This window comes from Halobium salinum (assembly GCF_026586625.1).
Taxonomy (GTDB): domain Archaea; phylum Halobacteriota; class Halobacteria; order Halobacteriales; family Haloferacaceae; genus Halobium; species Halobium salinum.
This window is the reverse complement of sequence record NZ_JAODIW010000010.1, coordinates 612114-626330: the sequence shown is the minus strand read 5'-3', so window position 1 is coordinate 626330 and position 14217 is coordinate 612114. Positions and strand designations below refer to the sequence as shown.

Genomic DNA, 14217 nt, shown 5'->3' with positions numbered 1-14217 from the left:
CGGTTCCCGCTACTGGTCGTTCATCGCCTCGCTGGCGATGTTGCGCCCGCGCGGCTTCAGCGACACCTCGCGGCGGACGCGCACCTCCTCCAGCACGTCGAGTTCGATGAGTCGTTCGAATATCGACTCCACGCGGTCGGTGTCCATCCCGAGGAAGTTCGGAATCTCGAACGGCGAGACGCCCGAGTACAGCGCCATCAGCACCTCGCGGTCGCTCTCGTCGAGGTCCACGTTCGCCTTGCTCCGTTCGGCGCCCTTCTGGAGGTACGCCGCGAGGAACCGGCACTGGCGCTCCGTCCCCGAGAGGTGCGTCTGGACGCTCGTCTCCCCCTCGGTGTGCTCGGCCTCGATGACGCCTCGCATCTCCCCCTCGACGGTCCGCTCGCCGGTAGAGATGCCGCCGATGTCGTCGAGGTCGAGTTGGACGAACGCCCCGCTCTTCGTCGCCACGTCGAGCGAGTCGTCGCCGACCTTCACCCGCGCCTGCTCCCAGACGCTGTCCTGGACGACCCCCCCGGCGACCGCCGGATGCTTCGCGTAGACGACCTCCTGGTCGAGGAACGCTCGGTAGAGGTCTCCCTCGAGGGTGTCGTGGTCCTCGGTGGCGACGAGGACGACGTTCTCGCCGCCGTCGAAGGGGAGACTCGTGTAGCCGGAGACGCGGGCGACCGCCTGCGAGGCGTCGTGACGCCCGCCGAGCCCCTCCACCTTCGAGAGCGGGACGGTGCGCTTCCCACCGTTGCCGGCGAGGACGAGCCGCTTGTTCGACAGGACGATGCGGCCGTTCGTCCAACTCGGGTCGTTGAGTCGGCGGCCCTCCTTCACCGGCTGCATGAACCGGCCGCGTACGTCTGATATCTTGTACTCCTCGCTCATGCGTGGCCTCCGAGCTTCGACAGGGCCGAGAACGCCCGCTTCCGGACCTCCTTGTCCTCGGCCTCGTTCGTGAGCCGTTCGAGGCGCTCGCGGGAGCGGTCGCCGCCGACCTGCCCGAGGACGAACACGGCCTTCGCCCGGGCGTCGTCGGCGACGGCCCCGTCGGCGACGAGGTCGAGCAGTCGTCGCTCGACGCGCTCCCCGCCGACGTTCGTCAGACTGGTCGCCGCGAACTGCGACACCGTCGAGTCGTCGTCGACGAGCGCGTCGACGAGCGCGTCGCCGACGGCGTCCCGACTCTCGGCGCTCCCGACCCGTCCGAGCAGCCACGCCGCGTTCCGCCGGGGCGGCCGCTGGCTCCCCTCCGAGAGGATGGCGACGAGCGGGTCGACGACGGCGGCGTCGTCGACCGCCGTGAGCTCGGAGACGACGGCCTGGCGGACCTTGTGGCTCCGGGCCTGCGGCGCGTTCGACAACAGCTGGACGATGGAGAACACCGCCGAGCGTCGCACGGGCTCGCTCTCGTCGGTGAGCGCCGCCGCGAGCGCGGGCACCGGCTTCGCGCTGCTCGCGTTGCCGAGCGCGCTCGCCGCGATCCACCGCAGGGTCTCGCCGTCGTCGTCGAGGAGGGAGAGCAACGGGGCCAGCGCGGCGTCGCCGTCGAGCATCGCCAGCGCGTCGGCGGCCGCACGCTTCACCGCCGGCGTCTCGTCCTCGAGCAGGCCGGACAGCGGGCCGATGGCGCGGGAGTGACCGACGCTCCCCAGCGCGGCGGCGGCCCGCTGTCTGACCCTCGCGTCCGGGTCGTCGAGCGCGCCGACGAGTCGCGGGACGACGTCGCCGTCGCCGATGCGGCCGAGCGCGTTCGCGGCCGCCATCCGGAGTTCGGGTTGGTCGGCCGACAGCGCCTTCGCGAAGCGTTTGGCCGTCACCCAGTCGGCGCCCTCCTCCGGGTCGACGCCGGTCAACTCGGCGAGGAGGCGTTCGACCGCCCCGGTGCCGAACCCGTCGAGCGCGTCGATGGCGGCCCCGCGGACCGTCGCCTCCTCGTCGCCGGCGGCGACTTCGATGAGGCCGCCGACGGCCTCCCGACGGTCGACGTCGTCGAGGTCCTCGCCGAGCCCGCCCAGCAGTTCGGCGGCGCGCTTGCGGACCGCCGCGCTCTCGCTCTCCCTGAGCTTCGTCAGGAGGGTGTCGGCGTCCCCGTCGTGTGCCAGTTGGTAGAGCGACATCCCCTACTCCTCCCCGGCCTCCCGCCGCCGGTAGATGCGTCGACGCTTGTCGACCGTCTCGAACCCACCCCGCAGGTCGCGCGGGAGCGACTCGGTCATCCCGACGACGAAGTAGCCCCCCGGCTCCAACGCCCCGGTCACGGTGTCGTACACCGGCCGCTTGTACTCCGTGTCGATATAGATGAGCAGGTTCCGACAGAACACGAGGTGGAACCCCGACTTCGCCTCGTCCCGGATGAGGTCGTGGCGCTCGAACGAGATGGGGCGCTTGATTCCGTCCCTGACGCGGAAGCTGTCCCCGTCGCGTTCGACGTACTGTTCGGGGTCGGAGAGCGGCGAGAGCTCCTCGCCGATGTCGGTCGTCCGGGTCGTCTCGTAGACGCCCTCGCGCGCGGCGTCGAGGGCGGCGCCGTCGATGTCGGTCGCGGTGATGCGGAGGCGCCGTTCGTTGATGTCGGGGTCGTCGTGGGCGAGCATCGACAGCGAGTACGGCTCGCGGCCGTCGGCACACGGCGCGTTCCACACCCGAACCCGGCGGTGCTCGCTCGTCAACTCGCGCAGGACGGGCCGGAGGGCCTCCCACATCTCGACGTTGCGGAAGAAGCTCGTGACGTTCACCGTCAGCGCGTCGAGCAGGGCGGCCTGCTCCTCGGAGTCGGAACGGAGCTCGCGGAGGTACGCGTCGTAGCTGTCGGCGTCGCGTCGGCGCATCCGCGCGGTGACCCGCCGGCCGAGGTAGTCGTCGTTGTAGTAGTCCGGCTCGAAGTCGACGCTGTCGGCGACGAACTCGACGACGCGGCCGAAGCCGGCGTCGTCCCGCTTCCGGGAGCGGCTCATAGCGTCACCACGTCGAGGATGGTCACCACGTCCCCGTCGCCGAGGACGGCGGTCCCCGAGAGGCCGGGGATGCCCGACAACACGCCTTCGAGCGGTTTGACCACCACCTCCTCCTGGTCGAGGACGGCGTCGCAGTGGAGCGCGACGGCGCGCTTCTCGGGCCGGATGCGCAACAGCATCCCGTCCTCGCCGCCGCCGACGCCGGCGGTCGCCGCGTCGTCGGTCGTCCCGGGCGGGTCCGAACCGGTCTGTACGGAGCCGCCGTCGGCCGCGGCCGGCGGCTCCCCGCTCGCGGCCCTGGCGGCGGTCTCGCCCAGCACGTCGCCGAGGCGGACGACCGGGAAGATGTCGTCGTCGTGTTCGACGACCTCGCGGCCGTTGACCGTCCGCACGTCGCGGGCGCGAGCGACCTCGTCGATGTTCTTCACCGGGATGCCGTACTCGGTGCCGGCGACCTCGACGAACATCACCTTCACGATGGCGACGGTGACCGGCAGGCGCAGGGAGACTGTCGTCCCCGCGCCCGGCTCGGAGTCGACGCTCACGCTCCCGTCGAGCTGTTTGACCGTGGAGTGGACCACGTCCATCCCGACGCCGCGACCCGAGACGTCGGTCACCTCGTCGTTCGTCGAGAAGCCGGGGTGGAACACGAGGTCGTACACCTCGGAGTCCGTCATCTCCTCCAGTTCGCCGGGGGTCTTCACGCCCTTCTCGACGGCCTTCTCGCGGATGCGCTCCACGTCGAGGCCGGCGCCGTCGTCCGCGACCCGGATGGTGACGTGGTCGCGCTCGCGGGTCGCGGTCAGCTCGATGGTCCCCTTCGGCTCCTTGCCGGCCGCCTCGCGCTCCTCGGGCGACTCGATGCCGTGGTCGACCGCGTTGCGCAGGATGTGCATCAGGGGGTCGCGAATCTCCGTGAGGATGGTCCGGTCGAGTTCGATGTCCTCGCCCTCGATGTCGAAGGCGACCTGCTTGCCCTGGTCGCGGGCGACGTCCCGAACCAGCCGCGGGAAGGTGTTGACGACCTTCTTCAGCGGGATGAGCCGCATGTCCATCACGGTGTTCTGGAGATTCGAGGATATCTTGTCCAGTTCGTCCAGGTTCTCGGACTTCTCCGCGCCGACCGCCTCCATCTCTCGGCGGAGTTTGATGCGGCTCGTCACCAGCTGTTCGACCAGCCCGTACAGCTCGTCGAGCTGGTCTACGTCCACCCGGACGGAGGCGATGTCGTCCCGACTCGACTCGGTGCTCTTCTCGGGCGGCGAGTCCGACGTCGTGTCGCCGACGCTATCGGCGTCGCCGCTGTCGTCGGTCTCGGCGCCGTCGTCGGCACCGGCGCCAGCACCGGCCCCGGCGCCGTCGTCGGCTTCGGTGCCGTCGTCGGCTTCGGTGCCTTCGGTCGTCTCCTCTTCCGTCTCGTCGGCGCCGTCGTGAGCCCGCTCCCCGACCCCTCGGTCGTCGGTCGCCGTCCCGTCGTCGGCGTCGACCGGCTCACCGGCGGCCGCGTCGGCGTCGAACGCGTCGGTCACGTCGCTGACGACGACGGAGTCGACCTGGCTCACGCCGTCGAGCGTCGACTCCACCGCCGTCGCGTCCTCGGCGGCGACGAACACGTCGAACGCCTCCCCGTAGTCGCCCTCCTCGACGGCCGCGCGGTCGGGGACGGTCCGGAAGTCGGCGAACGTTCCTTCGACGGCGCGGACGGCGAACATCGCGTCGACGCCCTTCATCGCGCTGTCCCCGACCGAGACGCGGGCGCTGAACAGCCGGCCGTCCGCCTCGGCCGCGAGGTCGGCCACCGCGCGCACCTCGTCCGCCGAGAGCGGGAGGTCGGCGTCGTCGGTGGACTCGGTGTCGGCATCGACAGGGCCGGTGTCGTCTGCGGCCGCGTCGGTCTCGGCTCCGTCGGCCTCGGTGGGTTCGGTGTCGGCGTCCACGCCGTTCTCGGCGCCGGTGTCCGAACCGACGCGCGCCCCGAGGCCGTTCTCGTCGACGCCGCCGGCGTCCATCACGGCGCGGACGCGCGCCTCGGTGTCCGAGGGGTCGGTGTAGGACTCGCCGTGTTCGGCAATCTCACCCAGCATCGCCTCCAGTTCGTCGACGCCGGCGAACAGGAGGTCCATCAGCTCCGGGGACACCTCGATTTCGTCGGCGCGGACCTCGTCGAGGAGGTCCTCCAGCGCGTGGGCGAGGCCGCTGGCGTCGGTGAACCCCATCGCCGCGGCGTTGCCCTTCAGCGTGTGGGCGACGCGGAAGATGCCGTCCATCGCCGAGCGGTCGTCGGGGTCGGCCTCCAGCGCCAGCAACGCGTTGTTCAGCTCGGTGATACCCTCTTCGGCCTCGTGTATGAACGCCTGTGTGTGGTCACTCGTCATCTCGTACCATCCCTGACCGCGTCGCAGATGCCGCTCGCGACCGCGTCGATGGGGCGCACGTCGTCGACGGCACCGGTCGCGATTGCCCGCTTCGGCATCCCGTAAATCGTCGCCGACTCTTCGCTCTCGGCGAGCGTGTGTCCGCCCGCTCGTGACATCGCGCGGATGCCGGCGGCGCCGTCGGCCCCCATGCCGGTCAGCACCGCGCCGACGAGCGGGCCAGTCACGGCCTCGGCGGCCGACTCCATCGTCACGTCGACCGACGGCTGAACGCCCTTGTCGTAGTCCTCGTCGGTGAGTCGAACCCGCAGTCGACCGTTCGCGTACCCGGACACGAGGGTGTTCGTGTCACCTTCGGCGACGAGCGCCTCGCCGCCGCCGATGCGTGCGCCGTCGGTCGCCTCGTACACGTCGTAGTCGCTCTTCGCGTCGAGGCGCTCCGCGAACCGGCGGGTGAACGCCGCCGGCATGTGCTGGACGACGAGTACGCGGAAGTCGGCGGCGCGCGGAAGTTCGGAGAGCACGCGCTCGACGGCGTTCGGGCCGCCGGTCGACGCGCCGACGACCAGCGTCGGGTTCGCGACGTAGGCGTCGGTCGTCGGCCCCGCCGTCGAGTTCGAGACCGAGGCCGACCCGGCCTGTCGGGTGTCGGTGCCGCCACCGTCGGTCGGTCCCGCCGGAGACGAGGAGCCGACCGCCGGCGTCCGTCTTCCACCCGGACCCGCCCGCGAACCGGACGGGCCGTCCACGCCGGCGCTCGACCGCGCGAGCGGCGTCGACACGTCGGCCGTCGCCACCTCGCGGACCTTCTCGACGAGCTGTGCCTTGCGTCGGCTGACGCCCGTCGATATCTCGCCGCCGGGTTTGGTGAAGAAGTCGACCGCACCGCGGTCGAGCGCCTCGAACGTCACCTCGGCGCCGTCCTCGGTGTGGGCGGAGAGCATGAGGATTGGCGTCGGGACCTCGGCCATAACCGCCTCGACCGCGTCGATGCCGTTCATCTCCGGCATCTCCAAATCCATCGTCACCACGTCGGGGCGGTGTTCGGCGACGACGCGGACCGCGTCGCTCCCGTCGGCGGCCTCGCCGACGACCTCGACGCCGCCCTCGGCGAGCACGTCGCCGATGAGTCCGCGCATGAACCGGGAGTCGTCGACGACGACCGCCCGCGGGCTATCGCTCGGCACCGGCACCTCCGTGACCGAGGGACGGCCCCGCCTCGGCGGGTCGCCCGCGACCACCTCCGTCCGTTCGTTCCCCGTACATTTCGCTCGGGAAACGCTACCCGAACGGGCCGAATAAAGACACCGCCCCGAGAATCACGGCTGATAATCCTGGGGATAGCTTTACCTCCGGCCGTTTCGAGGTTCAGTCAAATGTCACGTGCCGCGACCACGCAGGTGCTGGAGTTCGGGCTCGGCGACGAGTCGTACTGCCTCGACATCAGTTACATCGACGAGATCGTCGACGCCGGCGAGCTGACGCGCATCCCCAACTCGCCGCCCCACGTCGAGGGCGTGATGGACCTCCGCGGGCGGACCACCTCCATCGTCGACCCGAAGAAGGTGTTCGACATCCACGCGTCGGGCGCCGGCGAGGGGCGAAACCGCATCGTCGTCTTCGACCCCGACGAGGCCGGCGACGGCGGCGCGATGGGGTGGGTCGTCGACGAGGTGTACCAGGTCATCACCGTCGACCCCGACTCGCTCGACGACTCCACGCTCTCCGACGACGAGGGGGTCCGCGGCGTCGTCAAGCGCGAGGACGGGTTCGTCGTCTGGGTGGACCCGCTCGCCGCCCGCTGACCACGGCTTCCGGCGACCGATTCCCGAGAGCGACCCACCGCGAACGACCCGCCACACCGACCCGACCCGAGGCGACCCGGGGCGTGTCGTTTCGGCGGCGGCGACGCCACCGCCGAGGCTCCCCGTCCGGCGTCCTCGCCGGTCGGCCCGCGGTTTTTTTCAAAGCTGATAACCGAGGGGGAACCCTTATGTCGAGTTCGTCCAAGACCCTCCCCATGCGTATCTCGAGCGGCGTCGACGGTTTCGACGACCTCGTCGACGGGGGGCTCCCCGCCGGCCGACTGTACGTCGTCTGTGGCCCTCCGGGCAGCGGCAAGACCACCTTCTCCTCACAGTTCGTCACCGCGGGCGCCCTCCGTGGCGAGCGGTGTCTGTTCCTGAGCATGCACGAGACGAAAGAGGACATCGTCGAGGACATGGCGAACTACGAGTTCGACTTCGGCCGCGCGGTCAAGAGCGACCGCGTCACCTTCCTCGACGCCTTCTCGAACGACGGGAAGCGCTTCTTCGGGTTGCCGGGCGACCGCTACGACAAGTCGAACCTCACGAACCGCATCGTGAGCTTCGTCGAGTCCCGCGACATCAAGCGGCTGGTCATCGACTCGACGATGCTGTTGCGGTACTTCCTCGACGACGACGAGGACACCCTCATCGGCTTTCTCTCCTCGCTCAAGCGCACCGACGCCACCGTCGTCCTCATCGCCGAGATGACCGACCCCAGTTCCTACTCCGACGAGCACTACCTCGCCCACGGCGTCGTGTTCATGCACAACTACCTCGAGGGTGACGGGATGCGCCGGGGCGTCCAGGTCGTGAAGATGCGCGGGACCGACGTGGATACGGATATCCACCCGGTCTCGTTCGGCGCCGACGGGGTGGCCGTCGACGCGACCGGGACCGTGGAGTAGTCGTGGACCGCTACGAGGACGCTTTCGGCACGGACTGGACCGGCCTGGAGCGCGAGGACGCGCTCACGCGGGCGTTCGCGCTCGGAGTCGCGGCCGCCTGCGGCGACGAGGACGAGGCGGAACTCGACCGACTCGTCTCCGCGGTCGACACCGCCTACGACCGGAGTATGGTCGAACTCGCCTTCCACGAGGGTCGACAGAAGGGCGGGTCGCTCCGGCCCGAACTGGAGGACGACGCGGCGGTCTGGGAGACGCTCGTCGACGACCGGCCTCCGCAGTCGACGGACGCAGACGACGACGAGGACGGGGACGAGGCGGAGACGGGTACGGAGGAGGGAGCGGACGGTACGCGGTCCGGACCCCGCGCCACCGACCGACCGGACGCGCTCTCCAGAGCGAGTTTGCTCGACCGGGTCGACCCCGACGACCGCGAGGCGCTCCGATTCCCCCCGTTTCTGCGCCGTGAGTGACCCCCTCGTCGGCGGCCGAGAATGAAGAGTTTTGTACGGTGCGGTCCGAACGTCGCGGTATGAACCCCGACGAGGACGTGTTACCGACGGCGGATATCCGCCAGGGGTCGAACGTCCTCGTCACCGGACCGCCGATGTCCGGCAAGTACGAACTCCTCCTGCGGCTCGTGTCGGCGCTCGGCGAGCAGGCGCTGCTGGTCTCCACCGAGGACGGCGCCGACGAGGTGCGCGAGGACTTCGAGGCGCTCGCCGGTACCGCCCCACCGGAGGGGTTCGGCGTCGTCGACTGCGTCAGCGTCGCCCCCGGGGAGGGCGCCGAGACCGAGTTGGTCAAACACGCCGGGTCGCCGGAGAACCTCACCGCCATCGGCGTGAAGTTCACCGACGTGGCCGAGACGTTCCGCACCCGCGGGTACACGGACGTCGCCGTCGGCTTTCACTCCCTCTCGACGCTCCTGATGTACTTCGACGCCCAGCGCGTCTACCGCTTCGTCCGCGTGCTGACGGGCCAAATCGAGGACTCCGGCTGGACCGGCGTCGCCACCGTCGGCTCGACGATGCACGACGAACAGACCCTCCACACCCTCTACGACCCCTTCGACGCCGTCATCGAGACGCGCGTCGAGGACGACCGCGAGTACCGTCTCCGGAGTCGACGCGGGGTCGGCGAGTGGACGGCGTTCTGAGCGCTCCCCCGACCGTTCCGCCTCCCCGCGGTTCCTCCCCACGGACCGTTGCTCCTCCCGGACCGTTTCCACCTCCCGCCGCCGTCACGGCCCACCGACCACGGCGTAGCAGTTCCCGCTGGAGACGAACGTCTCCTCCACGCGGAGCGCGCTCGCGGTCAGGTCCGCCTCGAACTCCGCGGGGTCGTAGATGTGGTAGAACCGGCCGACGGTCTCGCCGCCGGGGAGCGTCCAGTCGACGCTCGTGTCGAATCCTTCGTTCTTCTCGAAGCGGTCGTGGGCCGTGCTCCAGGCGCTGACGACGGCCCGACCCTCCGGAGCGAGCACGCGCGCGAGTTCGTCGAGGCTCGCCACCCGGCGCTCGCGCGGCGCGAGGTGGTGGAGCGTGGCGACGTACACCGCGAGGTCGAACGCGTCGTCGGCGAAGGGGAGCCCCGCCGCGTCCCCGTGGACGAGGTCGACCGCGAACCCTCGCTCCGCGGCGCGCGCCCGGGCTTCGGCGAGCAGGCCGCGGCTCGCGTCGAGGCCGACGACGCGGTCGGCGTGCTCGGCGAGGCGCTCGGCGTGGCGGCCGTTGCCACAGCCGAGGTCGAGCGCGCGGGCGCCGCGGCGGCCCTCCAGAAACGACTCGACCTCCGGCCACGCGTACTCGCGGGTCTTCGCGAAGTGGCCGGCGATTCGGTCGTAGGTGTCGCCGACGGTGCGGGCGTCGCCGGTCGTCGGGTGCGCGTCCGCCGCCTCGCCGGCTGGCGTGTCGCCCTCGGTGTCGTCGTCGCCGTCGCTCGCGGTCACGGTCGGTGGTCGACGGAGGGAGGTGAAAGCTCCCTCGAAACGGGCTCGGTGACTAACCGGCGACGACCGTCGCCTGCCACAGCGTCGTCAGCGTCGGTACCGCGAGGTTCGTCGCGTACGCCGCCAGCAACATCACGAGCGCGTGTTTCGCCCCGTCGGCGACCCGCCCGCCGCCCAGCTGGCCCGCGACGATACCCGAGCAGAGCGCCTGCACGACCGAGGCGTGGTAGAACGCCTGTGCGTACGCCGCGGTGTCGACCGAACCGAGAGCGCCCAGCCCGCCGCCCGCCGTCGTCGCTCCCGACCCACCCGCGGCGGCGCTCTGTGCCGCCTGTGCGGCCTGCGCCGCGTCGATGGCGGGGATGAACGCCACGAGGAGGGCGGTGACGATGGCGAGGAAGACGAAGAAGGAGACGTAGATGACCATCAGGTAGGTGAGCATCTCCTGTCGACGCTCCTGTTTCAGCCGCTGGCTCGTCTGCGCCTCGTCGGCGGCGATGCGCAACACGGGGCCGACGTCGCCGCTCGCGCGCATGGCGTTCGTGACGAGCGTCACCGCCCGGGTGACCGTCGTGGAGCCGACTCGGCGGTCGAGGCGGCGGAGGGCGGTCGACACGTCGGCACCCCACCGGATGTCCCGCCACGTCCGCTCCAGTTCGGGTGCGAGCGCCCCGGAATCCTTCTTCGCGACCCGCTCGACGCTCGCGACGACCGTCATCCCGGCTTCGTTGACGCTCGCGAGCCGGTCGAGCAGGTCCGGCATCGCCGCCTCTATCGCCCGTTGTCGGCGGCGGCGAAGCTCGTGGACGACCGTGAAGACGAGCAGGACGAGTGCCGCTCCCTGAATCAGGGCGTCGTCGACGGCGCCGAGGGCCGCGGTGACGTCGAGCGCTGAGAGAGCGACGGCGTCGACGCCGGCCGACGCGACCTCGGCCGGGAAGTCGGCCGTCAGCGCCACCCACAGCAGTGCGACCGGGACGGTGAGGGCGAGCGTCGTCGTCGGCCGTCCGAGCACGGTCCCGAGGGGGTCGGCGACGGCGCCCCTGAGCGGGGCGAGTCTCCGGTGGAGTCCCAGTCGACGGCGGTTCTCGGCCCAACGGTCGGCCCCGGCGGTGACGCCGCCGTCGGCGACCGCGGCTGCGACACCGACCTCGTCGTCGTCGGCCGCGGCCGGCGCCGAGAGAGTCGACCCGTCGCGCCCCCCGCCGACCGCCCCGGTTTCGTCGACCGCTCCCGCCTCGCCGCCGCCGGCCGGCCCCTGGAGCGAGGTGGTCATCGCGTCGACGTAGAGCGCGAAGGCGACCGTCGCGAGCGGGAGGCCGACGTAGACGACGGCCCGCACGAGGGGGAGGGTGTCCGCGAGGACGAGGCCGATGACGGCCAGGATGGTAACGAGAAAGAGCGGGCCGGCGACGAGCACGGTGACGTACACCTCGGCGAAGGTCGCGAGCAGTTCGACGTACTGCGCCTGCTGGGCCTCCGCGCGGGACTGGAAGCGCTCGTACTGGTCGCGCAGGAACGTCGAGACGCTCTGTCCGCTCCCGAGGACGCTGGCGAGATTGTCCGAGAACTCCCGGAGGCCGTCACTCGGCGTCGACCGGGCGACGTGCTGGACCGCGGTGAGCACGTCGGTGTTGAACGTCTCCACGTCGCGGACGGCGACGCCGAACTCGGTCGCCGCCTCGCCGTACACTTCACGGTTCGCGGCGAGGGTGCGCATCACGGCGGGGAACGGCATCCCGCTCCGCGAGAGGGCGTACACGAACGCGACCGACCGGGGGAGCGTGACGTCGATGGCGCGGGCCCGCGTGGCGGCGTGGGAGTCGAGCGCCACCCACCGACCCCAGTACGTGGCGGCCGCCAACCCGGCGCCGATGGTGGCACTCGACAGCAGGAGGAGCAGGAACAATCCACCGAAGCCGGCCGCAGAGAGGTTCCCGAGGTTCGTCACGAACGAGAGCGCAGCGGGGAGGGCGCCGGCGAGCGCCGCTTCCGCGCCGAGCGTCGAGACGAGCCAGCCGGCGGCGTACACCCCGATGACCGCGCCGGCGACGCCGTACACACCGCTGAAGAGGAGCGTCCGCGCGGCGTACGTCCGGTGCGTGGCGGCGACGTGCGCCCCGCGCATCCGTTGCAGTTGGCGCGTCCGCCGAGCGGTGTCCTGCCCGACGTAGTCGCCGAACAGGACGAGGGCGAGGCGGGTGAGCCCGAGGGCGACCCGTCGGTCCAGCCGGTCGAGGACGACGCTCAGACAGAGGCCGAACGCGACGAGGAGCGGGAGCAGGTGGAGCCCGAGCACGGTCAGTGACTCACGACCCCTCGCCCGTCCACCAGTTCTTCGTCCTCGATGCGGTCCATCACGGCGTCGGGGTCGGCGTAGTACTCGTTGACGAGCGCGGTGAATCGCCGGTAGTCGGCGACCCCCGCCTCGGAGAGGGTCGTGAGGAAGCGCTCTCGGTTCCGGAGCTCGCGCAGCAGCTCCGAGCGCGACCACCCCTGTTCGCTCCGAATCTCCTCCAGCAGCCCGCTGTCGTTCTTCTGAAACGTGTCCTCGACGGCGTCCCAGCGGAACGAGGAGGCGTAGTCGAGTTCACCGGTTCGGCCGTCGATGCCGCCGATTTCGCCGACGACCTTCGCCCGACGGACCCGCTCGCCGGCGTGGCGGGTGAGCGTCTGCACCGAGAGCAGGTCGAGGCTCTGGACCATCGCCCGGGGGACGTTGATGGGTTCGTTCTCCAGTCGGGTGATGACGGTTTCGACGCTGTCGGCGTGCATCGTCGAGAACGTGGTGTGTCCGGTGTTCATCGCCTGAAAGAGGGTGACGGCCTCCTCGCCGCGCACCTCGCCGACGACGATGTACTCGGGACGGTGACGGAGCGCGGAGCGCAGGAGGTCGTACATGTCGATGTCGGAGCCGTCGTGGAGCCGCTCGCGGGTGACCGAGGAGAGCCAGTTGTCGTGGTGGAGCGCGAGTTCGCGGGTGTCCTCGATGGTGAGCACCTTCGCGCGGGGCGGGACGAACATCGAGACGGCGTTCATCGAGGTGGTCTTCCCCGACGCCGTCCCCCCGGCGAAGATGAGCGACTTGTTGTGCTCGATGCAGAGCCAGAAGTACGCCATCATCTCGACGGAGAACGTGCCGTAGTCGACGAGGTCGATGGGGGTGAACGGCTCCTCGGCGTACTGCCGGACGGTGAACGCGGAGCCGTGCGGGGTGACCTCCTCGCCGAGGGCGAGTTCGGCGCGGGAGCCGTCGGGGAGGGTCGTGCTCACCACCGGATCGCCGACGCTGACGTGTTTGCCCGACCGCTGGGCGAGCTGGACGACGTAGCTGTCGAGCTCCTCGCTCCCGAAGACGACGTTCGTCTCCACGTCGTCGTACTCGTCGTGGTAGACGAACAGCGGCCGCCCGTAGCCGTCACAGGAGATGTCCTCGATGTGGGGGTCGTCGAACAGCGGCCCGGCCTTCCCGTAGCCGCGGAAGTCGCGGTCGAGGTAGTACGCGAGCGAGTGGAACGTGCCCATGTCGAGTTCGACGCCGTACCCCTCGACGACGCCGCGAATCTCCTCGCGGAGGGTCTCGACGAGCGCCGCCTCGGAGTCGGGCATCCCGTCGCGAAAGAGGAGCGGTTCGCGCACGTCGACGCGCACGCGTTCGAGCAGGTCGCGCTCGAAGGCATCGAGGTCGGGTTCGACGGCGTGGTAGCGGTGTTCGTTCTCCCGTCGGTCGTAGGTGACGACGACGTATGCGTAGGGCGCGTCCACCCAGTAGCGCTCGAGCACCTCTTGGCCGACCGGCGGGTCGAACGTGCCGAGCGGCCCGTCCCGGACGGGGTCGAGCGGCCGGACGTCGACCGCCGACCCAGTGAGCACGTCCGCGACGCGGCGGAGCCGCTGGCGGAGCGACGCGAGTGTCGTCGCGTCCCCGGCGCCTCTCCGCCCCTCGTTGTCGATTCGTCCCGTCTCCCCGCCGTCGGTCGCCCCCGTGCCCCTACCGGTGCGTCGTCGCTGTGTCGTATCCTCGTCCATAGGTGGCTGTCTCCGAGTCGGCCCGCCTCCGACGCGTCGCCGACCGCCGGCCCCGGACTGGCCTCGGGGCCGCGGTGGCTGCGACTCGGACTCGCGGCCGACGGCCCGAGCCCGGACTATGCACGTATCGAGGGGGAGAGGGGGATAAACCTGTCGCCAATAGTGAGTCTCTCCGTAGGTCACTGGTCTGGACGGCCCAGCAGTGCG

12 protein-coding genes are annotated in these 14217 nt (G+C 70.7%); 4 read left to right on the top strand and 8 right to left on the bottom strand.

Annotated elements, in window-relative coordinates:
• Positions 1-9: 9 nt before the first annotated feature.
• Genes N5095_RS21775 through cheB form a run of 5 tightly spaced genes read right to left on the bottom strand, consistent with a single transcriptional unit; the run spans position 10 to position 6459 of the window.
• Complete coding sequence (locus N5095_RS21775; RefSeq protein ID WP_267625305.1) at positions 10-876, bottom strand: CheF family chemotaxis protein; 867 nt, start codon at positions 874-876, stop codon at positions 10-12.
• The gene (locus N5095_RS21770; protein WP_267625303.1) at positions 873-2108 is read right to left on the bottom strand and encodes a HEAT repeat domain-containing protein; all 1236 of its coding nucleotides are present in this window, start codon (positions 2106-2108) and stop codon (positions 873-875) included. Before N5095_RS21770 ends, N5095_RS21775 begins: the two co-directional genes overlap by 4 nt.
• A gap of 3 nt (positions 2109-2111) precedes the next feature.
• Positions 2112-2945, bottom strand: coding sequence for a CheR family methyltransferase (locus tag N5095_RS21765; protein WP_267625302.1), 834 nt, complete (start codon positions 2943-2945; stop codon positions 2112-2114).
• Positions 2942-5320 (bottom strand): chemotaxis protein CheA, encoded by a 2379-nt coding sequence (locus tag N5095_RS21760; protein ID WP_267625301.1) that lies wholly within the window; start codon positions 5318-5320, stop codon positions 2942-2944. The genes N5095_RS21765 and N5095_RS21760 overlap by 4 nt, the downstream gene beginning before the upstream one ends.
• On the bottom strand, positions 5317-6459 hold the full coding sequence (gene cheB / locus N5095_RS21755; RefSeq protein WP_390203736.1) for a chemotaxis-specific protein-glutamate methyltransferase CheB: 1143 nt from the start codon (positions 6457-6459) through the stop codon (positions 5317-5319). Before cheB ends, N5095_RS21760 begins: the two co-directional genes overlap by 4 nt.
• 237 nt (positions 6460-6696) lie before the next feature.
• On the opposite strand from cheB, the gene N5095_RS21750 reads away from it, so the two are divergent.
• The 4 genes from N5095_RS21750 (at position 6697) to N5095_RS21735 (ending at position 9189) form a co-directional block, all read left to right on the top strand.
• Positions 6697-7125 (top strand): chemotaxis protein CheW, encoded by a 429-nt coding sequence (locus N5095_RS21750; protein ID WP_267625299.1) that lies wholly within the window; start codon positions 6697-6699, stop codon positions 7123-7125.
• 215 nt (positions 7126-7340) lie between these two features.
• The gene (locus N5095_RS21745) at positions 7341-8033 is read left to right on the top strand and encodes an RAD55 family ATPase (protein ID WP_267625298.1); all 693 of its coding nucleotides are present in this window, start codon (positions 7341-7343) and stop codon (positions 8031-8033) included.
• A 2-nt stretch (positions 8034-8035) separates the two neighbouring features.
• The gene (locus N5095_RS21740; RefSeq protein ID WP_267625297.1) at positions 8036-8503 is read left to right on the top strand and encodes a DUF8057 family protein; all 468 of its coding nucleotides are present in this window, start codon (positions 8036-8038) and stop codon (positions 8501-8503) included.
• A 59-nt stretch (positions 8504-8562) separates the two neighbouring features.
• Positions 8563-9189: an RAD55 family ATPase gene (locus N5095_RS21735; RefSeq protein WP_267625296.1), complete on the top strand. Its 627-nt coding sequence runs from the start codon at positions 8563-8565 to the stop codon at positions 9187-9189.
• A gap of 84 nt (positions 9190-9273) precedes the next feature.
• Here N5095_RS21735 and N5095_RS21730 read toward each other — a convergent pair whose 3' ends face one another.
• From N5095_RS21730 to N5095_RS21720, 3 genes are all read right to left on the bottom strand, one after another.
• A complete protein-coding gene (locus N5095_RS21730) occupies positions 9274-9867 on the bottom strand; it encodes a class I SAM-dependent methyltransferase (protein WP_267625372.1) in 594 nt (197 codons plus the stop codon).
• A gap of 166 nt (positions 9868-10033) precedes the next feature.
• On the bottom strand, positions 10034-12286 hold the full coding sequence (locus N5095_RS21725; RefSeq protein WP_417337698.1) for a type II secretion system F family protein: 2253 nt from the start codon (positions 12284-12286) through the stop codon (positions 10034-10036).
• The gene (locus N5095_RS21720; RefSeq protein ID WP_267625293.1) at positions 12283-14010 is read right to left on the bottom strand and encodes a type II/IV secretion system ATPase subunit; all 1728 of its coding nucleotides are present in this window, start codon (positions 14008-14010) and stop codon (positions 12283-12285) included. Before N5095_RS21720 ends, N5095_RS21725 begins: the two co-directional genes overlap by 4 nt.
• Positions 14011-14217 lie beyond the last annotated feature (207 nt).